Below are 21,958 nucleotides of genomic sequence, written 5' to 3'. Positions count from 1 at the left end.
CAGCTGACTATTCGTTAAACAGGGCATCCATATTGGCATCCCAAAGTTTGGTGATGTGATAGTTAATCATATGTCCGGGGCCGTAATTCGAACGGGTACGAAGTTGTAGCTTGTAATTATACGTACTCCCCGTAAATCGTATATCGATTTTATTCCAAAACCATCCGTAGTGAGCTTGGGTTTTTCGAATTTTATGATGTGATTTACCAAAAGTACTCAGTGCATGTGCATGCATTAGGGCATAGCGGCCGGTTTTTTTCTTACCCACTTGGGCCATGATTTCGAAAGCCATGCATCCGTCTAAATCAGTGACGATACTATGCCATTCACCATCGGCCTTAACCTGTCCTATTTTATAGGTTCCGACACGAGTTTCAGCTCCTAATACTCCAGCAACTTCAAGTGTTGTACGCGGCTTTTGCGTACCGATACCGACTTCACCTGACTTCTGAAACGACATGACTGTCTTTTGATCATTTTTAGTCACCGGCGCCTCTATACTTAATGAACGGTCTTCTTTTTGTTGTAAGGAAACACTCCACTGGGGTAGTTCGTCTTCTACATTTTGATATACGCTAATCACGCGATCCGATTCTTTACCTTCGGGAGATAGGATTAATCCGTCTTCTTCGGTTTTAGAAATACCATCATCTACCTTGTTTACCATAGAATCAATTAGGCTAAAGAAATTACTCTCTTTAGGCCTTGCCCCAGCGGTAAACAATACCTTTAAACTTTGTCTGTTCAGTAGCTTAATTTTCACTGTCTTTCTGTTTGGTTGAATGCTTGTTTAATTTAAAATTCAAAATAGTGGTCAAGGCTTCTTCACGCACTTCTTCATCCGTTTCATCAAATGCTTCCAGCGGAGTTTCTTCATCGGGTGAAAACGTAATTTCCTGAGGCTCTTCGGCATCATCGGCAATGATGTAATCCAATCCAATGCGGAAATTTTGACTTTCTATTTCGGTAATCGTTTCATCTTCTAAAATAGCTGATGAATAAATGTTATGCCTCAATTTAGGCACTAACATGGACCAGGGAGTTGTGGGTTTTATTTCCTCACTTTCTTTGTGGACTTTCAAAGAATAATTATCAATCCCCTTCTTTATTATGTGTTCTATTTCCAGCTTTTGTACCGACTGGATATAGGATAAATTTTCTAGGTGACTCTTGAGCATCCTCGGAACTACAGTCCCCCCTATACCTTCAACATTGGTCGTTGCGTCATGAGTTACTGGGCAGAGGTACTTATTGAGTTCTTCATTGAGTGCATTGATAAAATAGCCTCCTTGCTCATTTGCTTCAAAGGTGACGATACAGGTCACCAACAGCCACTCTACTACTGGATTCTGTACGTGTATTTTGATAAACGAATTGGCTTTTTTTCGAATAAATTCATGGATAATAGCCAATTCATTGACATTAAAATAATGATGCTTATCGTGTTTCCACTGGTTGGAAAGCACCACTAAACGCACTTTTCCCGCTTGAGGCTTAAAAAACTGGTTTAAGTTCGTACACTTTACAGCCATTACTTCGTGGAAGTACTGCAATATCAAATGTTCGTAATCCCAGATGGTCAAAGCTCGATCCTTATGGCGCAAACGCTCGCTTACTTCCGTATAAAAAAGTTCGGGACTGGTTGGCAACTTTCCTCCAAAGGAATCTTGAGGCTGGGTAAGTTTTTTGACGTCGGCTATTTTAGCAGTCAATTTTCGAATGCTTCCGGCAGGTACTTTTTTCCCTATATGTGTTTCTTCTGAATCAATCCCTACGACCTCAACGGCATTGGGATAAATCCCTTTAAGCACCGGATAGCGGAATGCTTCGTGAAACGCTACAAAGCGGAATTCTATTTCATCAGAAGCAAATTCAGTTGAAAAATGAGGTACTAATAACTCTACAATCCCGGCTTTACTCAACTGATCCGTGCTGTCTGATACTACATTCTTTTTGGGCAGTGCCACCCATTGATCGAGTTTTTTGTATTCGATACGAATATTATTGGGGGTTTCGCACTGGCTGGCAACACTACTTTCCAAATCAAAAAACAAAGTAATGGTCGTATCGGGTTGTACTTTTTTCAATTTCAAATACAAATAGCCTTCCCCTTCAAAATTAGACAACATCGTGTCTTTAAACACCTTGCTATCTTGCACCGTCTGCTGCAATCCAAACGGTGTGATATGTATGTATGCGCCCAATAAATTATCAGAACTACCGTCGAAAGAATTGTTAAAATAAATCGTGTCGCTCGCTCGATAACTCAAGGTCAATTGCTTTACCTTTGGATTAAAAGGCTTGTTCGGCAAGGGTTCTCGTCCGTTATTTTGTGCATTAAAAGTAGCAATGCGCAAATAGTCTTCTTTGTACAAATCTTTTCCGAAACCTTCTTGAGGTGCTGAAAAAGTCAATTTAAAAAACCCGTCATTGGCATGGATATCATACACCAATGGATCGCGTAGGCGAAAATCTTTGTTCAGCTGATACTTGGCTAAGTTTTGCAAACTCAAAATACGATGTTTGCTCAGTAAAATACTTTCATAACCTTCAGGAGTTCTTGCCGGAACGGTACTAAACAAAGTAGTGACTTCGCGCTCGTGCTCCAGCTGAGGAATCCAAAAGCCATTGGACAAGGCTGAGATATTCACTAAAAAGGAACTGTTGCTAAAGGGTTTCGAATACCCTTGGTAATAGGTTTCAAATCCACCGTAATCCTCGGGTACTTGTTCCCATTCGATATGGATATCGAGAGCATCCAATTCCTTTTTAAACAATTCACTTTTCCCTATCAATAGGTGGTTCCCCACTTCGGGGTGTTTTCCAAAAATCGGGAAGGATTTCGTTAAGGGTAGCTTTCCAACATCGGAATACACTGATAAGTTTTTCATGCCTTCTACGGTCACATCAATTCGCAGCTCTTCAATACGCACTCCCTTCAAATAAGAATAGGCATAAATCGGTGCATACTCTGAGAGCACCACACGAATCATGGGCCAATCAAACTGTGATTCCCCTGCTAACAATCCTACTGCGGGCGCTGTATTTTCAAGTACAAACTTTAACCTAAATTCATCAGTCGCTTCCTCAAAAGTTACGTAATAATCGTCGAGTACCACCCAACCTTTTTGCGAGGTATAGGCGATGTCAAAAGCCTTTTCAAAAACATCGTTAAACACGATATCCATGGGCAAATCCTGATTGACTTCCATTTCGTGTAGCAACCTCCACAAACTGTTCTTTGCCGATTCTTTTTCCAGGCGATACACCAAGGTAATTTGGCGACGGCCCTCCTCCAAAAACAACACCTGGGAACCGATCATAAAACCGATATCCGTAGTGGTGCTCTCTGTGATTTCAGAATCTATAATTGAATTTTCATCAGCTCCGAACAACGAACTGTTCGCTACTACCTGCGGTTTTCCTTTGCTGACAAAGGTATTTTTAACAATATTTGCTATGGTAGGGTATTGAGTTCCTACTTTTATAAACGGGCTTTGATTTAGATAGAAGGCCTGAACCGTTTCAATCACCGTAGGCACTGCCAACAGTGGTTTTACCGTTTCAAATAGTGTATTTTTTTTACTCCCAAACAGTTTCCCCGCGGAAAGTTGGGTTTTTTCTGGAATCAAGGCCCCCTTTGATATAGGAATAAGATCAAAACAAACCACTGATTTGGTCTCAATACCTTCACTCGGAGTCTGTTTCAGCACCTCTTTATAATAAAAGTCGAGATGACGTTGCCCAAGGGTATTGAGCTGATCTTGAATTTTCTTTACTAAAATGCTAAATGCGATATACATCGCATTGTTAGGCAAATGGTTATCTTTATCAAACAATGTCGCCTTTACGTAGGCACTGGTAAAATTTTGAATATAGATGACCATTTTGCGGAAGGTATGCACCATTTCCGACAAATCTAAAGCGGTTCCACGTCCATCCGGATTGGTATAGGACTGCAAGGTAGAAGCAAAAGAACTGGTTTCGTCACTACTGCGCTCTTGGTTTTCCAACGCCGCTTGTAACAGGTCTTTTTTACGCTCCAACACATCGTACAACACATTCCTAATTTTATCGGCAAGTACGAGCTCTTCAAAATGCAAGAGTTGTTGGTACCAGCCTTCAATGCGGTAGTACCAATTTAGCATCACGGGGATTACCACTGCGGAGTCTTGTTCATCAAGACGCAGGTCGCTGATAGGCTCTTTAACAATACCTATGATATAGATAAGTGGGTCTTGCTCAATAAGGCTGCGCCAATTTCCATCGATTACATTCTCGGTGGTATAAAAATTAATATAGGCTACATAGTCACTTATATACGCTAACAAATCGTCAAAGGAGCGTTCATCAATTTTGAATTCCTGATTCAATAACTGATTCTCAACTCGTCGACGCTGTATGGTTCCTTTCCTTCTTTCCATCATTCGCTATCCATGAGCTTACTGGTTATTCTTCGATTTATGCAGCGCTACTAATTCGGCCAAACTCGTAGGTTGCTTTGGGGTTTTCTTAAACAATTTAGGAATATCCGTCCCTTCAATTTTATAATACGGGAACACCAAATTAAAGCGGTTATTGGTATGGGGAATTCTATAATCTAAATTTATCTTAATCACTCCGTCCAAATACTCCGATTCATCGACATATACCTTGATCAGTTTAATTCTAGGCTCATATCGGAGGATTGCGGTACGAATCATTTCGGTGATCACATGTACCCGTGAATTCGAAATTGTATCGAACAAATAGGTATAAATATCACACCCATACCTCGGTGTCATAATGCGTTCACCGAGTTTTGTATTGAGCAAAATATGCAACGATTGTTGAATATCTCGTTCATTAGACACCATTTCAACGCCCAAAGAGCTTTCTTTGTGAAAAGTTGGAGGAAAACTCCAACCGGTACCTAAAAATAGGTTGTGCTTTTCCGTGTCTTTATTATTTACTTTCATATGTTAGTTTAAATTAACCGTACTTCCGCTGATACTCGTATCACCACTACTGCTCAAATCGGCACTACTCGACCCACTCATTGACAAGGAATCATCAGCAGAAACTGTGATACCATTACCACTGATACTGATATCATTGTCAGCAGTCATGGTTATAGACGAGGCCTGTATGGTCATATCGTCGGTTGCTTTTATGGTCATTGCAGAAGCACTTGTAATCGTTACTCCATCACCATTCATTAGTATTTGATTGCTATTTTGATCGGTGATGGTAATACTCTCATCCTGATCACTTAACACCATTGTATTTCCGTTGGGTGTTAGGAAAGTCATGATAATGTTTTCATCATCAAACTGCATTTGTAAATTACTCCTGGTAAACAAGGCCTTTAGATTGTTATTACTATCAGCTGGCTGTAAGGATTCGGCTGGTGGTAAGGCACTACTGTACATACTTCCTAGCACCACCGGATACGCAGGGTTCCCATCGATAAAACCGAGGATTACCTCATCGTTTACTTCGGGATAAAAATAGGCTCCAAAGGAATTACTCGCGTAAAAGGAAGCCAAGCGTGCCCATACAAATTCAGTGGTATCATTTAGCATAGGAATTTCTACCTGCACGCGAAACTCACCTCCATCTTCGTCATAAACATCTTGTACGATCCCCACCTGTAATCCTTTTACATCAATTAAGGTATCTTTAATTTGGGGTTCCGAAGGATTACTCTTTACTTTCTGATTGTGAAATTCAGGAACAACCCCTATTTGAACTTCGGTAATCCACTTTCCTCCTGTTATATTGTGATGTACACTAGATACATAGGCGTCTCCATCCATCAGTTCTCCCAATCCTTTTAAGGTGATCAGGGTATTGGGTTTTACTGCTGCCGACCCCGGAAAGGTAATGCTCCCACGAAACTTAGACATGCGCAACCTCAAAAGCATGGCATCTGACAATTCTTGAGTTTCATCTTGGGTAAGGGGTACCGAGGTATAAATTGTTTCATCGACATCGATTACCTCTTCCAAATCAGACTCGGACACATCTCCTTGATCATTTACCGAGGGTTCTGTAGCATCTGAACTCACAGAAGCCTGATCAGACAAAGACCAAGAATTGTAAGCGATGGAGTTGAGCTGTTCTTCAGCCTCTAATTCTACGTCCATCTCCATAATATCACGACCGTATTCTAATTCGAGTACGGCTTCGCTGTCCACGGATATTTCACTAATGCTCAACGAACCGTTATCGGTCACAACTGCCATTCCGTTTCGCTGCGCTCTGCTCACTATAAAGTCCCAATCCGTGGCCTGATATTGTATAATTTTTTCTTTCGTTACGGTGGTATCGGTGATATCTACACTCACTCCTAAATTCCCCGCAATCTGTTTGATAGCGTCGCTATCTAAGGAATCTGTTAAGACTACCTTACTTTTACTTTTTACTGCTTTTATCAAAGCGTCTTTACAGGTAACCTGAAAGGTTGTACCACCTTCGTCTATTTTTATGGATTGTTTGGTTACTTCTCCCGAAAAAATAGTGGTGGTATCATTGGCATATCCCAGTGCAATTTCAATGGTATTTCCAATTTTGAAGGTCGTTGCATCGGCTATTTCAAACATTTGTTTCGACGGGTTTCCATCGCGAACAGTAATTTGAGCCTGTGCAATCGAATCTATTTCTTGGGTAATACTCGCGCTCATAATACCATACGACTCAGGGATTGCTGCTCCTTCTGAGGTAATGGTAAAAGACACGAGGTTATTTCCGCTAATAATGGGTGAGCTTGCCATGGACTCTTTACTTTAAGGGGGGTAAATACAATTTGGTTCCCGGTACCAAATTTCTAAAATTCAACAACTTGTTATACGATGCTACTTCGGTATAGTAGCTACTATCTCCGTATATTTTATAACACAATAAGGGTAAGGTATCTCCTTCTTTCACCTCGATATAATGGGTTAAATCGGGGGACTGATTGTCGGCCTCCGCGGCGATATCATCAGCAGAGATAGCACTTTCAAAAGCCACGCTCAACTTTGCTCGCAAGGGAGTACCATCACTTTGAAACAGGGTATAGGAAATATTCATAGACACCAACTTACACTTGAACACCAAGGTTCCCCAAGAGAGGAGCAGGTAATTGGGTTCGTGGATACTTCCGTTATACGTAAAACAGGTACTTTTAAAGCTATCTATCTGATCGGCCACTGGTGTATTGGTCGACAACAAACTACTCAAACTACTTGAACTGATTGCCCCTGTAGCATCGAAAAAAATATCGAACGACACTTTTTCGGGCGGTGTTCCTTTATACCAAACCGAGGTACCAGGCGACCCCACAGGCTGAAACTTGTTGTATTCAATACTGTGTTCGTGGGAATAAGATGCAGGATTAATTTGCACCGTACAACTGTCACCGGTTTGACTTGAGTATTCGTTATCGGAATACGCAGTGATGGTCATTAGATCTTTTGACATCTAGCGTTCTTTTAGTTTTTGCAACTGTCTCTTTACTTCTTTCTTACACAAATTAGCAACCGTTTCTTTCAAGGCATTCATATCGATGGCTTCGGTAGGCTGTGTGTTATTTTCTTCCACCTTCACCTTAATCACTAATTCTCTTATTTCTATGGGCATCTTTTATATAACTATGGAATAATCGTACGACAATTCAAGTGACTCGATTAATATTTCATTATTCATGGAATTCAATGGTGAAAACTCCCATTTTACAGGCCAAGCGTTGACAAAACTCCAGTTTTTTATCGGGAAACTGTTTTCATTCAACAAACTTACGATCACTGTTTGGGTAATAATAGAAGAGCTCAAACCGCCACCAATCGTAGCTTGGCACCATAAAGACAAAGCAGAGATACTCGACGTAACTCCGCGTTTCAACACCAAATTCTGATATTTAGCTCCGGTAGGTACTCGGTGTTTGTACCGATTTTCCCCGCCTTCTTCGATTTCTTCTATTCCCATTTCCATGGACATGCCTGACACTTCTTTAAAAGAAGTATCGGCAAGTCCTAATTCCAATGGAAATGTGAGTCTAAAATAAAACCCAGGTATTGGATAATCACTCATATGTTAACTATTAGCAATAGTCAAGCCTTCGTGAGCCAATTCTAAGGTTTCTATAGCCACCTCATTTGCTTCCGACTTTAAATCGGTAGCGGTAATTTTTGTTGGCCAAGCATTGGTTAATGTCCAAGTCATTGTAGGTGATCCTTTTTCGTCTAATAATTTGATCACTACAGTTTCTCTTTTAATGGTATTCATTTTAATAGCATCATACCATTTCCAGAAGTTGTTATCCTTCACGAACACCCCTTTTTTAAGTGTTACGTTACTAAATTTCGCCAATCCTGGCATTTTTATCGTACTAAAGGTTTTACTATCACCATGTCGGTATTCTACAACTTGTGTTTCGGTATCTAAACCTGATACTTCTTGAAACGAAGCGGTATTGTCTTGAGAGCCTAAACTAACTGTAAAATAAAATTTAGTTAATGGCCATATTGAGCCTTGTGCTGATCCGTCATCTGCCATAATAGTTATGTTTTAGTGGTTATTTTATTCTTTTTTAGATTCGATTTACTAGTTTTTATCCTTTCTGCATTTCTTGTTGGAAGGTAATTTCGATGAATTCTGCAGGATGCGATACCGCCACTTTTACAGCGACAATCATACGTCCATTCAAAATATCATCACCGGTCATGGTACTCCCCAAACCTACAGTTACAGAGAAGGCATCTGCTGGTTTCGGTCCAACCAATCCTCCTTGGTTCCACAAGCCCAATAAGAAATTACTAATCATACTTTTTACAGATACCCATGTTTTTGCGTCGTTTGGAGCAAAGACATACGCACTGGCAGCCTCTTTTACCGATTGCTCAATGTAAATCAACGTTCTACGTACGTTGATGTAACGCCAATCGTTAGAGTTTCCATCAAGGGTTCTCGCTCCCCAAACCAACACGCCCTTTCCTGGGAATGAACGGATAGCACAAATAGACTTCCCGTCTAAAGGCATATTGAGATCTTCCTGACCTTTTAAATCGATTCTAATTGATGGAGAAATTACTCCTTGAACACCTATGTTTGCAGGGGCAACCCATACTCCTTCGTTGTTGTCAACAACAGTATAGAGTCCGGCCATCGCAGCACTCGGTGCCATCAAGTTCAACTTCTCTAACATGTGATTTAATAACAACTTATACGAAGCACTTAAGTTTTTAAGTACGGTATCGGCCTTTCCCTGTGCTACCTCATCGGTTGCTGGTTTCGCTCCAAACAACGCATCGATGTATTTGTTGATCGGATTTGGCACACTCGCTTTGGTTTTTGGATCAATCACATTAGGATATTCCTTGTTGAGCATTGCTTTAACTGCAGGATAACTTGCAGGTGCAATGTTTTTATAAGAAATATCAGTCAACTGATTGATAGTCGTGTGTAACCAAGGATAATAGGTAGCCGCATAGCTATTAAACTTCGGTAAAATTGGCTCTACATTATCTCTAAAAGCTTCCACGCTAGTAGTTCCTACCAACGGCTCGCTGTACCCACCTGGTACGTCTAAAATTGCCACACGAGTTGCTAATTCACCACAGTGGTTAATCGCGTCCTTTTGCAAAGAATAGCAAAGAGCGTACTTTTTAGACAGGTCTGTTTGCGTAGTATCGGCTAATTCTACTGCGTCTGGAATCACAATCATGGTTGGTTCCGTTTCTTTCTCTAAAACCGTTAAGGCATCGGTAAAAGGCTTGGTTGATGTCAATGCCGTTGCACTGTAATCATACGCTCCTGTAGACACGATATAACAAGTACCTCCTCCATTTTCGTAGAAAAACTTGATAGCACTAAACAAGCGGTAGTTTACCGTTGTTGTCGCCAAGGAATACGCATCTGTTCCGATGTGGAAATCGGCAGGGGCTGCGGGTCCTTTTGCTGCTGCTGGGTCTGCCTTAGGGGCATCTCCTCCTTTTTTCTTTGAATTGTCGGTTGGTGCTGGCTTTGCATCTGCTGCAGGTGCTCCGGCAACCGTTACCCCAAATTGAATTTGTGGTGGCTGGCTTCCGAAAATCGCGTTGAACTCTGCCAATGAAGTAATTCTCACTGCTTTGTTCACCAGGTTTTTACCGTTGTAACTGGTTTTCGCCGTGTATCCAATAAATGCTGGAATCGCCGTTGGTACAGGTACCACCGCATTTCCAAATGCATCCAATTCTTGAATGTACACTCCGGGCGTTTTCATTTCTGTTACTGACATTCGTCTTTTTTTTTTAAAGGTTAGACATAAATTATTGTTTGAGATACATAAATATCCTCATTGTTTTTCTTTCTATTGATCACCATAGAAGCATCTGCCACAGGCAGTTTGATATCCAAATCCAACATCACATCTGAATATTGATTTACGTACTGAATTTTTAGTACGGGATGCTCCGTTGCCTTTTGTCTGAGGGGTACGGGCTGGGTAGTCCTAAAGACATCCGTTAGTCCTTGCCCTTCGATGATTTCTTTTTTTTCAATTTCACCGTACAATTCGGTACTCGTCCCCGCCACTTCCATGTTTTTAATTTCTATCATCTTTTCAGGAGACAGCACTACGACGTACTCACGGTAGGTTTTTCGTGCCTGAAACTGTACTTTTAGTTCTGGAATCGCATTTTCTTTTAACGATTCTACGCTATTTCTCATATTAATATGAACCAATCCGTATACTTGGGACTCTAGACTATCGGTGGTCCCAAAAAATTGTTGTCTTTTATCCCCGTCAACCCACAACTCGTATACCCCTTGCCCAAGCGCCGAAATATCAACACGCGCCGTTCCTTGTTTTTTTAATGATACCACCTCGTACACTACCTGTCCTCCCTGCTTTAGTTGTATGGTATTCACTGCATCTTTGTCGACCTCTACTCCGAAACGAAGTGGAGAAATAGGCAGGTTGTACGTAGGTATGGTCGCATCTACTTCGTGAAGGCGATTGCTAACCTCAGCATTGGTCATATAAGCAACCGTATCTTCTTTTTTAGGAAGTACCACCTCTGTATAATTATCGAAAGTTGGATCTGTATTTACCAATTGAAAATAGAGGTCCTCCGCGGTAGCGAGTTCTTCCCATACTTGTCTATTAGGACTTACCTCAGCGTGCAGGCGAATAACGCTCCCTATCATTTGCAAGCGTATTCCGTAATTTTTTAAAATTCGGAGAGTACTCGGGGTGGGTTTTACCTCAAACACTCTACATTGTTGTTCGGCAAAATAGGTATGTGCCAAACTCAGTGTAAACCAATGTTGTTGCGTACTACTCATTTACTATTCACTTTTTTTTGTATTTGACTGTAAGTGTCCTACACCCGCCACTTGTCCTTTTACTTGTCCTTTTTGGATTCCTATCATGCGAACTTTATACACCATTGAGGGCACGTACTTTGCTCCGATACCACTCCATAAATGACTCAACTCCTGAATGGGCACATTGTATATTTCAAAAATCAATCGTTCAATTGAATTGTCGAGTTCAGGGCTGTTTTCTGGAGTAAAGACTTTTGACGTCTGAAAAATTCCGATCACGGCTGAAAGCATCTTGAGAGCTTCGATATAATTGGCTGCATTATAATTGGCCGACACCAACAAATACATGTTCAAAAACACTGGTGGATTTACTCTATTAAACCCTCCTGACCCTGTCATCAAATATTCTTGTTGCGTTTTAACGGTGCGTTCTTGTTCAAGATTGATCACCGATAAAATGACTTTGTTTTCTATGTTTTGAGTTATGGTTCCGTCGAGGTTGATAAGACTGCTTACCACGACCACATCGTCGGTTAATCCGAAGGCCATTTTTAGTTCCTTATTCAACAAATCACTTATAAACACTAATACCTTATCCAGCATACTTCTATTTTTTATCCTCCAACATATTTTTAACCGCGGCCGCTACCATTCTGGCAAAATAAATTCCGGCAGCACAAAGGCCAAACACCACCGTAAATCGCGGGTGTTGGGTACTGATTATTTGCGCTACTTCTTCAAAGTCTTTCGCTACTTGCGCATTGATCCATTTGGCATCGGCACTGATGATATAGGACACAATTAAGGCTAACGGAATACTCAAAATCACGACAAAAAGTATCCATAAGAACTCCTTAGAAACAGTCTTTTGAACCATTTTTAAAATCTTCTTAAACTTTCCAGTATCCTGCTGTAAGCTTTTGGTATTTAACTGCATTTTCTCCATTTACGGTAAATCCTTTTGTTTTTCCTCTATGTATTTATTGATCAAGTAAAAAGCATAGGCTCCGGTCACAAAACCAATAATCATATGCACATTTCCATTTGTAATCCAATTTTGCATGCGAAACACGACAATCAACAAAACCAATACCGTTGCGGCATAGTATTTCTTTAAAGCTGCATTATTGAAAAAATTATTTCTTGTATTGGCAGAAAACATGGCAATTACAAACCCGACACAGGCAAAGAAAATCACGAATGACATTACGTATAACAGTATGGTTTTATAATTGGTTACGGTTACCAGTTTCTTTTCGACTCTGTTTATTTTACTATTAGGGTCTCTGAGTCCAAGAGTGTTTACCACAGCGGAAACTACCGTCGGCGACTGCTGGGCATTTACCCCATTAGCCGTATTACTCGCCAACCCATTGCTTCCAGTACCTCCACCGACACCTGCAAAACCACCAGCGGCCAAACCACCACCAGCCGTCGTTGCCGTTGGAACTCCTCCGAGTTGTTTCGCAATTACATCCCAGTAATCACTGTATCCTTTTGCATAGCCCAGGGCCCAAATTCCCAGACCTCGCAGCTTTTTATCTTTTATCAACTGAGTTTTGTACTCATAGCTAGTAGCATTTTCAAACCAACACTGTCGGTAGGTTGTTTTTTTGCCCTTTACGGCATATACGCTGTAAGCACTTTTACTAATAGGCTCTATATATACCGCCTCATTTTTTTCAATATTTGTTTTGATATAGCTAAACGTCCTGCTCCCCAAAAACTTTTTCACCTTCGATTGCAAGTTGAGATCTTTGGTTTCCCACAAACTTCCATAGGTAGGTAAGGCCAATAAAATTTTCGTGCTCGGAAGGTTTTTGGTATAGTAATCAACCGTAGTTGTCAAGTTGAATGGCTCCCACGTTTTCGCGCTTGCCATAGGGGCCACTGGCCCCGCTACTTTACTCTCTTTACCGTAATAATCATAGCCCATAATTACAAAACAATCAATAGCCTGATTGATCGCTTTAAAATCAATTGCATCACTCCAATTGACATTGGGAACGGTCATGTAGATCTGATAATTTTTATCTGCTTGTTTGAGTCTATTAGAGAGGGTTAACAAAAAGTTCGTATACGCTGTTTTTTCATTTTTAGACACCCCTTCGAAGTCGATACACACTCCATGAGCCCCTCGCTTTTTAAGCAATTTAATCAAGTTCGCAATCAACACTTCGGTAGCCGAAGTATTTTTTAGAAAGCGCTTATTGTTGTGCAACCCAAAATTACTCACAGTTAACAACACTCTTTTCCCTTTGGTTTTGAGCGTGTCAATAAATGGAGTTGTTTCCCAATCGTGAACACTAATGGGGTCTCCGGTTTTCGGATTTACCTCGTACGAAAAATAGGCTACGGTCGTAAGTAGTGATAAATTCAGCTTTTTATAATAGTCTTTTTCCCAATAAGGGTACCATCCCAATACTTCGTATTTTAACTGAAAATTATGCGGTGTATTTGCGGCTACGGCCTTTACCGGACTCAGTGTTTCAATGAAGGTTGAAGATTACTTGTCTTTCAGCAACTTGTGATGCTGATGTATAAATTTCCTAGCCTGTTTTGCAGAGTCGTTATGGTGAAAGATACTATAGATAAACTTGCCTACTGCCGTTTTCTTTTTGGTTGCTTTGGGAGTATCTTGAAAAGGTATGGAAGCCCATACTCTCGCCTGCGAAGATATCGCGACACTCCAATAGAAGACAAGCATTAAAAAAGCACTTTTGTAACTCATTACAAATCAATTTAACTTACTATACAATTCAAGCCATTAAAAAATGGACATTACTATACACCCTCAACTCACGACCACTCATCGCAAATTGACACAAGTTTCTTCTAACCTACTGGTTAGAGCTAAAATGTCTGCTAATTTAAGGTGTATAGATATTGAGAATTATATGGAAAGTTATTAGGCTTTTTTGAAGCTTAATAGGTATTCGATATCCTTTCGGGGGTATTCTATATATCTATAATTGGAGGTAAATATACTTATTTTTTGATAAGGCCAAAGCTTTCGCCCCTCTCCTTTTAACATTATTCTATTAATAAATTTTCATTTTATTTTGGTTTTGTAAACCAGATTGATCATTCTGCTTAAAAATTCAAACTGGTTCTTTACCAATGTTAGGAGTACTATTAATAATTTCCCTCTATTTTAGATGCTTTTGTAAGCAAACAAGCCTCTTTTTTGGTAAGAATCTTGCTTCCAGACATGCAGCACCTCTATTTAGACCTTAAGAAACGAAAAAAGTTTTTGATTATTTTATTTCCTTCAGGCACCATACAGAACCAAAAGGGACAAAAAACAACGTGTCTTCACCAATTAAATGCGAAAACACGCTGTGCTGTTTTATCAGATTCCAAGTTCCTTTTTGAGTATCCACTCAAATGCGGGCTTCGTCGGTTTGGGCAACTGCAAGTGTACAATCCTTCCTTCCGGGTCTATTAGTAAGTACCTCGGAATGGACTGTATGTTGAAACGCCGCATGAACTGATCTTTATTTTCCACGCGCCACTGAGTGATTTCTTTGGGTTTATCGGCAACTTCTAAAAGCCAATCTGTTTTACTGCGGTCAACACTCAACGAAAGAAAAGCAAGTTTTTTTGACTGATAGCGTTTTGCATATTTCTCAAAATAGGGTGCATCGCGTTTACAAGGACCACACCAACTTGCCCAAACATCTATCAGCACATAACGTCCTTGGAATTCTTGTAAGCTCCGAAGGTTTCCCTGACGATCCACTGCCCTGAAGTCGGGTGCTGGTTCTCCTTTCATTAAACGCTTCACCACTTGCGCCTGATTTGTCAATCGTTCTAAGAACACTGTATTATGGATGGTTTTTGCAGCGGAGGTTAACCATTGCTCCACGTCATCGGTCGTTTTCGACACATTGAGCTGCTGACTGTAGATTTTAAACAGGTAAGCTTCCTTAAAAGCGCGATCTTTGATGCTGACAACAGCTTGTATCAACTTAGTTAACTGATCTTCATCTCCAGCTACTCTTTTTAGTAATTGTTCTTTAATAACCTCCTGATACCTTCTCGAAAACAGCATGGCTTTGCTGTATGGCAATTCTTCTTTTAGGCTCTTTAAATCTGCTGGAAATACCAAATTTTTATTGGGGTATTTAAGCCTGTATCGCTGTTGATATTCCTGAATTTTATCGTCGAACTCAGCTTTGAACAACGTCGTTTGTAAGGCTTTAAAATCGTTGCGAAGTCTAAAGTTATCAGGAGTTTTGTACCTCTCCAAGAATACTGAGTTCTGTGACCATTCTGAACGTAACAATCTAAAAAACTCATCAGGTTCCATGAGATTTGCGGTATCTTTTAACCGATATCCTAGCCAGGTCATATAGTTTCTTTGTCCGTTCCAGGTATTTTCAGCCAACCGTGTCCCTGTCACTGCCAATTTCACGTGATTACGATTGCCCAAAACCTTTACATTCAAGCTATCCTCACTACCAAAATACAACTTGGCCCGCAGGCGATGACCAAAGTGTAATTCATAACGGCTCAAGGGTAACTCTTTTTTAAATTGATGATAAAATGTTCCCTTCAATACGGGAATCGTTGCAACGGTATCGTTTACGAAGGGTTCCACTACCCAAACTTTCGTCACTGGAACATCTGTAACGACACTACCTTTCAGAACTGTCGTTTTATGTTTCTCCATATATCTCGGTTGGGCCAATACTGTATACGCCAGCCCTCCCATTACGATTACGCCAACTGTTTGCACCAGTAGCTTTTTAGTGTATCGATACTTCGCCACAAAGAGGGATACTCCCCAATACACTCCCAGCCCTCCTAACAGCAGGGCAATCCATTCAACATAAGTCAAAACAAGTCCGATAGCACTTCCCTCCGGATGGTTAAACACATTGGCAATTCCAGTATAGGGGAACCAGTTAACTTCAAGATTCACTTCATTTAAATAGGCATTTATCCCAAAACCTACAAGTCCGATACACAAAGGCCATAAAAAATTTGAATAGCGCACTGACAATCCATACTGGAAGGCTACTAAAAATATGCTTCCCAGCCACAGTCTAAAAAACAAGACGCACACGTACAGTACCGGTAACTCTAGTAGCCCTACTACAGGTACCTTATTCAGCAATGCCAACAGATATACAGAGAGTACACTACTCAATAAAAAACACGCAACGATGATTGCATTGTTCAGGACGAGTATCGTAAACTTGGCTGTATAATAATAGCTGCGTTTTACCGGTAAGCTTTCGAGCATACGCCATCCGTTTGTCTTGTGGTCTAAAAACGCTAAGCGGCTCGCTATCAAGATTACTGCAAAGGGAAATAAATAATAAGCAAATATCTCCAACGCGTTTTCAAGGTAGTTCACAAACAGGTTATGTGGCTGTTTAGGAATAAACCTCGTACTGCCCATACATCGAAATACAAATAGTATGATGGGTGACAAGGCTCCCATAAGTACGGCGAGCAGCACGATTCCTGTTCTTTTAACTTTTATCTTTTCGGCTTGTAACGCCTTATAAAATTGAGTAATTGCATTCATAATGGTGGTAGCTACTTATTGCGTGAGATTTAAAAAGAGGTGTTCTAAACTTTTATGTGTCGTCAGTTTCTCTATGACAGCACCTGCTTTAAGCAGCGCTATGAGTAAAGCATTTTGCTGCTCTTGAGAGGCGGGAGAAACGAGTAATGCTGACGCTTCAATTTCCACGGGAATTCCAGGAAAATGCTCGGATATCCATTGGTACCAATACGCATAGGGTTGCGTTTCTATACGCAGGTCAAAATGTTGCTGAAATTGTCGCTGTAGCTCGTTTAATGATCCTTCAAAAACTAATGCTCCTTTATCGAGTACGCCCAAATGAGTACATATCTTCTCTATTTCATCGAGTAGATGACTGGAGATCACAATGGTTACACCTTCCTCATTCAAGGTACGCAACAGCGTTCTGATATCGATGACCCCTTGTGGATCTAGGCTATTGAGAGGTTCATCGAGAATTAATAACTCAGGACTCCCTAACAAAGCCATGGCAATTCCCAACCGCTGTTTCATACCCATAGAAAATTCGCTGACCTTTTGATCAGCTTTAGCCTCCAGTCCTACCCGCTGCAGGACAATTACCACCTCTGTGGGCGCTGAGTCTTTCAAGCTTGCTACTACCTGTAAATTTTCGCGAGCAGTAAGGTGAGTATACAATGCTGGGGCCTCTATAAGGCAGCCCATTTTTTTGAAAACTTCTGGTATTTGCTGCTCGAGGGGAGTTCCGAACAACTGTAAGTCTACTGATTTCTCAGGGATTAAACTGGCCGTTAGTAATTGCATCATGGTTGATTTCCCTGCACCATTAACTCCTAAAAAACCATAAATAGCACCTTGCGGGATACGCATGCTTACATTTTTGATCACGGGGCTTTTCGCACCTGGATACGTAAAACTTAGGTCTTTAATTTCAACGATAGGCTGCTGACTCATCACTTATATTTTCTGGATTCACTAGCAAATGTGCTATGGAATCATCAATCAAAAAAATATAATCGACCAAACAAGGGCAGTGATCGAATACCTCTTGATTTTACTCGACATGTACTAAGTGCGTTTGGAATATGAATCGGTTTTTTGCCTTAAGCTGTTCGATTTGTAGATATAGCTTTCCTTGTTACACTAAAAAAGAGTTCCTCACGCTTACCTGCAGCATCGAAGAAAGACTCTCAACATTCAATTTTCTTTTCACTGAATCGCAATGCTAATAAATACAACCAACCATCTCGTTTCCAAAAACAGGAAATCACAACATCTCTGCTGTGACTTTATCTTGTATTATTTTTTAAATTAATTCCTTTTTCTTTAGTCATTACCACCATAAAGGATTCTAGTGGGAGCAGATATATCTTCGGCTTGTAACCTTATGAAGGTAAGTATTTGTACAAACTAAGAAATAGCGCGTGAAGAAATGAAATTGCGGTGCGAAAGCACAAAAGCATGGAATTTCGAAATCGAGCGGTACGCAGTAATTTCCTTGTTTGGACTTGATTTTTTGTTTCGTTTTGTATCTAAGACAAGATGAAAATAATAGTATTTAAAAATACTTTATCCTTATTAAGCAATACAAGTTATAAAACAAACAAAACCACAACACTACTGCTGTGCTTTTCTAAATTTATATTTCGTTTTACTTACTCTTGCTCGGCACAGAAAGCATTTCTGCGCTATCACCCGTGTGGCAAATCCGAGCTATCTGGGCTATCACTTGTGCGGCATATCAGAGCGAGCGGGTTTCTTTTACATCTAAAACCAAAGGGTAATAATCGATCCTTATTTCGGAGTTATTCTCAAGATTAACATAGCAATCACACCAAACATAAAGATTATTAATCCTATTAGTGATTTCATTAAAATGAGTATTTTCTAATCGAATCAAAGACTCTCTATCCCATTCATTAGCAAAGGCAATAATTAGTTTATCTATGTTTAGTGATTTTAGAGCTTCAAAGAAATTCATCAAAATAGGTTTTTCAACTTCTTGATTAATCACAAAATCTGTTATTTCAGAAATTAAAGGATAGGAACTAAAAGGCTTCTTTTCATCTTTTTTAATTAATATACCGATAGTTTCTAAATTGAATTTCTCCTCTAATAAGGAAATTCCTTCCTCACTTTCAAGTTTATAATTTTGAAAATCCCAAACTAACTCTAATGAGTTAAAGTTGCTTACTAAGTGATCTAATTTATCTTTCTGTTTAGAGTTATAAACTCCTATAAAAATTATATCCATAATTTATTTTTATCTTCCTCTTGTTTTAAGACTATAACCTCCTTTTCCTTTTGATGCTTTTTTTAATATTTTAAGCGTTTTCATATCAAATGGAGATGTGGTTTTATTTGGAATATTAAAAGTTCTACCATTATTAGGACTAGTACCCTGTCTAAACCAAGAAACTGAAGCATTCGTTTGTCCATGAGTGCCAGGTGGATGAACTCTAAAAACAGGAGTTCCATTTTTCATTACCGTAACATTACCTCCATATGTCTGCCTAAGCTTTATTGCTAATTTATTACCTATTTTTTGAGTAAGTGAAATTATCTGTTTTCCCGCTTTAAACTTTGAAATCCAACCAAGTAGTTTCCCTCCCCATCTTAGACCAGATCCTAAGGTCATGAAACTTGCTGCGATCTTTCTATTTGTTGCGGACGAAAAATCCTTATCAACTAACCAACTCTCCTCACCTAAATATAATAAAGTTCTTGAATCTCCAGCAGCAGTAAATAAAACTCCATATGGATCATACAAATATTGAGAATAAGTATCTCCAATTTGGAGATCATCAGGAAATTCATCATAATTCATACCTGAAGATCCCCTATGATGTTTAGGTTTCCTACCAGCTTCATACTTTCCTGTATTTGGATTCCAAACTTGATAATCTGTACCATTTGTCATTACAAGATTACCATCTACAGCAGCATACCAATCATCTGCAAAGTTTGCTTCATTACCATTTGGATCAACTATTACATCGTTACCATTACCATCAGAAAAAGTACCATTATTATTAGTCCAAGTTGTTGCTCCTGAACCTGATTTATTCCATAATGTATTAACTAAGGTAGTGGCATCAGCACCAGACGGATCAGCAAATAATATAGGGTTATTATCAAAAGCATTAAAAGTAGAAAAATCATAATGTGTAACAGGGTCAATTCCATTAAATCTCCCTAAAGCTGAATCGTATTGCCTGGAATCCATTTCCATTAGATTTAACCCGAGAGATTCCTCTAATTCGATTCCATTGTACCCAAACTTCTGTGCAACACTATTTCCTAGAGAGTTAACTACATTGTTATATCCCTTTTGTTTTAACCCAAATGGATAATAGTTATTTTCCTCAACAATCTCGGAACTAGCTGTTATCACTCCATCTTTGTTCGCATCGGTATAGGATAATCTTTGCCAACTCGCCAGCTGGCTCGTTCGCTAAAAAGGTATACCTTACCTTTTATTAACGCTCCGCCCTCAAAATGATCTTTGTATTGGTATACATAGTTTAAATTTCCACTATCATTACTTACATAGCCCTCCGGGTGGTAAAAGAAGGCTAAGTTCACCGACACTCCACGCCCCGAAACCTTGTTGTAAATATAGTTCCCGTCGTGTTCCGTGGTTACCGGACTCGATAAACTTCCGGTCACTGTCTTGGCTAATGTTATCCGAAAAGCATCCTGTCTGTATATATAAGAACCCGTTCAGCCTTACTTGACCTATATCTCTAAACCTTATAAAATTACAATACCCCCAATAAACTATAGCCCTAAACAACAAGAAGATGAACCTAAGTTCATCTTCTTGTTTATTTTAATTATGTTACTTCACTACTAAGAACTACCTTCTACAGTAGCATTTGATGAATTAGACTTATTCACAAATATTAAATGTCTATTATTTAAGATTTATTTAACCTTCCTGAAAACAAATAAAATAACCACATCATAAAACCATATCCCCCTCCAAATATATAATCTAACATTTCTAATTGTTCGTTTTTCATGCTCATAAAAATATATTTAACTAGTATTGCTAATAAACAAAACACAACTAAATATATAAAGTACCCTATTATCTTATTTACTTTCATCATTTCTTTTTTATTTGTTTTCTAGCCTTATCTACTTTTACATCATGTGTTTTATTCTGTTCTAATTGATCAAAGAGTCCTTTACATTGATTATATAAAATAGTCAAACTTACAGCAATCCCGTTAGGTAATGGAGGCTTTTTACTTACAACAGTTCCTATCACCATCCCAGAAGTAAACCCCTGAATATCAGTTAAATTACTTAAGTTCGATTTCATCATTTGAGTAATTTGAGCCTGATCCATAATAATAGTATTGTTACCAGCAGAAACAAGACCAGTAGAACCAACTCTTAAAAACGAAGCGTCCATCAAATTTCCAGATAGTTTAACCCATTCATTGTTCTGAAATTTATAAGTATTTCCATCAATTGATTTAAAAGTGTCTCCATTTTTTGTTAAGTTTTCAGATGGTTTGTCGTCATACGCAGTAATTGTTTTACCCCAAATCTCAACTGAACTTCCCGAATCAATGGCACCATTATCATCTTTGTTATAATCTGTAACTGATCCGTCTGAATTCAGCATATAAGATTGACCACCGACTCCCTGTCCTTTATAAGTACTTCTAAAAAGAAATTTTTCTTGACCTACATATTTTTGCCCTTTCTTTAAAATTTCTTTAGAATTTTCTTCATTTAATTCAGGATTAAAATGATAATTACCATCTTTATCTGTATACCAATCCATACCCGTAGGGTCTGTTCTTATTATCGGATTTGATCCGACATAATTATATGGAGTGTATTCATAATATTTTTCAGCTAGAGGGTCTAAATTCATCCATCTACCTAAAGCAGCATCATAATTCCTAGCCCCGAAGTCGTGCCATTGTATACCTGGTTCTTCGTTTAACTCTTTTCCATTAGCCTCAAACTTCTGAGCAACACTATTACCTAATGAATTCGTTACATTATTGTACACTGTGTATCTGAGTCCAAAGGTATAGTAATTACTTTATCTCATCAACTACCTAATCTGGTTTTTCCTCATTTTATTGAATGACCTCAGCAATTCTTTTATTTGAAGTAACTCCTCCAGTTCCGGTAATTTTCAAG

General features: G+C 39.3%; 20 protein-coding genes. All 20 read right to left on the bottom strand.

Going from position 1 to position 21,958, the window contains the following annotated elements; genetic code table 11:
• Window positions 1-7: 7 nt before the first annotated feature.
• Complete coding sequence (locus tag ACKTS5_RS04825; RefSeq protein WP_408042715.1) at window positions 8-763, bottom strand: hypothetical protein; 756 nt, start codon at window positions 761-763, stop codon at window positions 8-10.
• Entirely contained in the window at window positions 753-4,427 is a 3,675-nt protein-coding gene (locus ACKTS5_RS04820; protein ID WP_408042714.1) for a hypothetical protein, read from the bottom strand. The genes ACKTS5_RS04825 and ACKTS5_RS04820 overlap by 11 nt, the downstream gene beginning before the upstream one ends.
• Before the next feature lie 15 nt (window positions 4,428-4,442).
• Window positions 4,443-4,958: a GPW/gp25 family protein gene (locus ACKTS5_RS04815; protein ID WP_408042713.1), complete on the bottom strand. Its 516-nt coding sequence runs from the start codon at window positions 4,956-4,958 to the stop codon at window positions 4,443-4,445.
• A gap of 3 nt (window positions 4,959-4,961) precedes the next feature.
• Window positions 4,962-6,755 (bottom strand): type VI secretion system tip protein VgrG, encoded by a 1,794-nt coding sequence (gene vgrG / locus ACKTS5_RS04810; protein ID WP_408042712.1) that lies wholly within the window; start codon window positions 6,753-6,755, stop codon window positions 4,962-4,964.
• Between the two features lie 7 nt (window positions 6,756-6,762).
• Window positions 6,763-7,443 carry a CIS tube protein gene (locus ACKTS5_RS04805; protein ID WP_408042711.1) on the bottom strand — a complete coding sequence of 227 codons (681 nt, stop codon included), beginning with the start codon at window positions 7,441-7,443 and terminating at the stop codon, window positions 6,763-6,765.
• Window positions 7,444-7,602, bottom strand: coding sequence for a DUF5908 family protein (locus ACKTS5_RS04800; RefSeq protein ID WP_408042710.1), 159 nt, complete (start codon window positions 7,600-7,602; stop codon window positions 7,444-7,446). It lies immediately after the preceding gene.
• A 3-nt stretch (window positions 7,603-7,605) separates the two neighbouring features.
• Window positions 7,606-8,052 (bottom strand): phage tail protein, encoded by a 447-nt coding sequence (locus ACKTS5_RS04795; RefSeq protein WP_408042709.1) that lies wholly within the window; start codon window positions 8,050-8,052, stop codon window positions 7,606-7,608.
• A 3-nt stretch (window positions 8,053-8,055) separates the two neighbouring features.
• Window positions 8,056-8,517 carry a phage tail protein gene (locus ACKTS5_RS04790; RefSeq protein WP_408042708.1) on the bottom strand — a complete coding sequence of 154 codons (462 nt, stop codon included), beginning with the start codon at window positions 8,515-8,517 and terminating at the stop codon, window positions 8,056-8,058.
• 55 nt (window positions 8,518-8,572) lie between these two features.
• Window positions 8,573-10,240, bottom strand: coding sequence for a phage tail sheath family protein (locus ACKTS5_RS04785; protein WP_408042707.1), 1,668 nt, complete (start codon window positions 10,238-10,240; stop codon window positions 8,573-8,575).
• Between the two features lie 20 nt (window positions 10,241-10,260).
• Complete coding sequence (locus ACKTS5_RS04780; RefSeq protein ID WP_408042706.1) at window positions 10,261-11,289, bottom strand: hypothetical protein; 1,029 nt, start codon at window positions 11,287-11,289, stop codon at window positions 10,261-10,263.
• 3 nt (window positions 11,290-11,292) lie between these two features.
• Window positions 11,293-11,874, bottom strand: coding sequence for a DUF4255 domain-containing protein (locus ACKTS5_RS04775; protein ID WP_408042705.1), 582 nt, complete (start codon window positions 11,872-11,874; stop codon window positions 11,293-11,295).
• 4 nt (window positions 11,875-11,878) lie between these two features.
• Complete coding sequence (locus ACKTS5_RS04770; protein WP_408042704.1) at window positions 11,879-12,208, bottom strand: hypothetical protein; 330 nt, start codon at window positions 12,206-12,208, stop codon at window positions 11,879-11,881.
• A gap of 9 nt (window positions 12,209-12,217) precedes the next feature.
• Window positions 12,218-13,693, bottom strand: a complete 1,476-nt coding sequence (locus ACKTS5_RS04765) for a glycosyl hydrolase family 18 protein (RefSeq protein ID WP_408042703.1) — start codon at window positions 13,691-13,693, stop codon at window positions 12,218-12,220.
• An 84-nt stretch (window positions 13,694-13,777) separates the two neighbouring features.
• Window positions 13,778-14,002, bottom strand: coding sequence for a hypothetical protein (locus tag ACKTS5_RS04760; protein ID WP_408042702.1), 225 nt, complete (start codon window positions 14,000-14,002; stop codon window positions 13,778-13,780).
• Window positions 14,003-14,623: 621 nt separating this feature from the next.
• Window positions 14,624-16,810: a redoxin family protein gene (locus tag ACKTS5_RS04755; RefSeq protein WP_408042701.1), complete on the bottom strand. Its 2,187-nt coding sequence runs from the start codon at window positions 16,808-16,810 to the stop codon at window positions 14,624-14,626.
• A 15-nt stretch (window positions 16,811-16,825) separates the two neighbouring features.
• The gene (locus ACKTS5_RS04750; RefSeq protein ID WP_408042700.1) at window positions 16,826-17,743 is read right to left on the bottom strand and encodes an ABC transporter ATP-binding protein; all 918 of its coding nucleotides are present in this window, start codon (window positions 17,741-17,743) and stop codon (window positions 16,826-16,828) included.
• A gap of 787 nt (window positions 17,744-18,530) precedes the next feature.
• Window positions 18,531-19,043 carry a hypothetical protein gene (locus tag ACKTS5_RS04745; protein ID WP_408042699.1) on the bottom strand — a complete coding sequence of 171 codons (513 nt, stop codon included), beginning with the start codon at window positions 19,041-19,043 and terminating at the stop codon, window positions 18,531-18,533.
• 9 nt (window positions 19,044-19,052) lie between these two features.
• Complete coding sequence (locus ACKTS5_RS04740; protein WP_408042698.1) at window positions 19,053-20,183, bottom strand: RHS repeat-associated core domain-containing protein; 1,131 nt, start codon at window positions 20,181-20,183, stop codon at window positions 19,053-19,055.
• A complete protein-coding gene (locus tag ACKTS5_RS04735) occupies window positions 20,180-20,458 on the bottom strand; it encodes a hypothetical protein (RefSeq protein WP_408042697.1) in 279 nt (92 codons plus the stop codon). The genes ACKTS5_RS04740 and ACKTS5_RS04735 overlap by 4 nt, the downstream gene beginning before the upstream one ends.
• Before the next feature lie 442 nt (window positions 20,459-20,900).
• Window positions 20,901-21,824, bottom strand: a complete 924-nt coding sequence (locus ACKTS5_RS04730; RefSeq protein WP_408042696.1) for an RHS repeat domain-containing protein — start codon at window positions 21,822-21,824, stop codon at window positions 20,901-20,903.
• Window positions 21,825-21,958 lie beyond the last annotated feature (134 nt).

Origin of the sequence: Tenacibaculum litopenaei (genome assembly GCF_964514025.1) — a bacterium.
GTDB lineage: Bacteria > Bacteroidota > Bacteroidia > Flavobacteriales > Flavobacteriaceae > Polaribacter > Polaribacter litopenaei.
The sequence above is the reverse complement of the archived record's forward strand: the minus strand, read 5'-3'. Positions and strand labels throughout refer to the sequence as shown.

What these genes read in the sequence shown, in the direction of transcription:
- ACKTS5_RS04820 (WP_408042714.1), bottom strand. Translation starts at nt 4,427, where the DNA reads ATGATGGAAAGAAGGAAAGGAACCATACAGCGTCGACGAGTTGAGAAT.
- ACKTS5_RS04815 (WP_408042713.1), bottom strand. Translation starts at nt 4,958, where the DNA reads ATGAAAGTAAATAATAAAGACACGGAAAAGCACAACCTATTTTTAGGT.
- vgrG (WP_408042712.1), bottom strand. Translation starts at nt 6,755, where the DNA reads ATGGCAAGCTCACCCATTATTAGCGGAAATAACCTCGTGTCTTTTACC.
- ACKTS5_RS04805 (WP_408042711.1), bottom strand. Translation starts at nt 7,443, where the DNA reads ATGTCAAAAGATCTAATGACCATCACTGCGTATTCCGATAACGAATAC.
- ACKTS5_RS04800 (WP_408042710.1), bottom strand. Translation starts at nt 7,602, where the DNA reads ATGCCCATAGAAATAAGAGAATTAGTGATTAAGGTGAAGGTGGAAGAA.
- ACKTS5_RS04795 (WP_408042709.1), bottom strand. Translation starts at nt 8,052, where the DNA reads ATGAGTGATTATCCAATACCTGGGTTTTATTTTAGACTCACATTTCCA.
- ACKTS5_RS04790 (WP_408042708.1), bottom strand. Translation starts at nt 8,517, where the DNA reads ATGGCAGATGACGGATCAGCACAAGGCTCAATATGGCCATTAACTAAA.
- ACKTS5_RS04785 (WP_408042707.1), bottom strand. Translation starts at nt 10,240, where the DNA reads ATGTCAGTAACAGAAATGAAAACGCCCGGAGTGTACATTCAAGAATTG.
- ACKTS5_RS04780 (WP_408042706.1), bottom strand. Translation starts at nt 11,289, where the DNA reads ATGAGTAGTACGCAACAACATTGGTTTACACTGAGTTTGGCACATACC.
- ACKTS5_RS04775 (WP_408042705.1), bottom strand. Translation starts at nt 11,874, where the DNA reads ATGCTGGATAAGGTATTAGTGTTTATAAGTGATTTGTTGAATAAGGAA.
- ACKTS5_RS04770 (WP_408042704.1), bottom strand. Translation starts at nt 12,208, where the DNA reads ATGCAGTTAAATACCAAAAGCTTACAGCAGGATACTGGAAAGTTTAAG.
- ACKTS5_RS04760 (WP_408042702.1), bottom strand. Translation starts at nt 14,002, where the DNA reads ATGAGTTACAAAAGTGCTTTTTTAATGCTTGTCTTCTATTGGAGTGTC.
- ACKTS5_RS04755 (WP_408042701.1), bottom strand. Translation starts at nt 16,810, where the DNA reads ATGAATGCAATTACTCAATTTTATAAGGCGTTACAAGCCGAAAAGATA.
- ACKTS5_RS04750 (WP_408042700.1), bottom strand. Translation starts at nt 17,743, where the DNA reads ATGAGTCAGCAGCCTATCGTTGAAATTAAAGACCTAAGTTTTACGTAT.
- ACKTS5_RS04745 (WP_408042699.1), bottom strand. Translation starts at nt 19,043, where the DNA reads ATGGATATAATTTTTATAGGAGTTTATAACTCTAAACAGAAAGATAAA.